This is a genomic window from Streptomyces beijiangensis (assembly GCF_017315755.1).
Lineage (GTDB): Bacteria > Actinomycetota > Actinomycetes > Streptomycetales > Streptomycetaceae > Streptomyces > Streptomyces beijiangensis.
In genome coordinates this window covers 1-382 of the sequence record NZ_JAFLRJ010000879.1, presented here as the reverse complement: position 1 = coordinate 382, position 382 = coordinate 1, and the positions used below count along the sequence as shown (strand labels likewise).

1 protein-coding gene is annotated in these 382 nt (G+C 75.7%); it reads left to right on the top strand.

Features of this window, described 5'->3' with window-relative positions:
* On the top strand, positions 1-382 hold a 382-nt coding region (locus tag J0695_RS39630; protein ID WP_505383632.1), incomplete at both ends, for a phosphoketolase family protein.

Genomic DNA, 382 nt, shown 5'->3' with positions numbered 1-382 from the left:
CTACACGCATCTGAACCGGCTCGTCCGCGCCCGCGGCCGGGACGCGCTGTGCGTCTGGGGCCCGGGACACGGCGCCGCCGCCGTGCTGGCCGGAGCGTGGCTGGAGGGCACGTACGGGGAACTGGAGCCGGACCGCTCACGGGACGCGGCGGGCATGCTGCGCCTGTTCCGCGACTTCTCGCAGCCGGGCGGCGTCCCCAGCCACACGGCCCCCGGCGTGCCCGGCTCCATCCAGGCGGGCGGCGAGCTGGGCTACTCCCTGGCGCACGCCTACGGTGCCGCCTTCGACAACCCGTACCTGCTGGTGTGCGCTGTCGTGGGGGACGGCGAGGCGGAGACGGGCCCGCTGGCCGCCTCCTGGCACGCCGACAAGTTCCTCGAC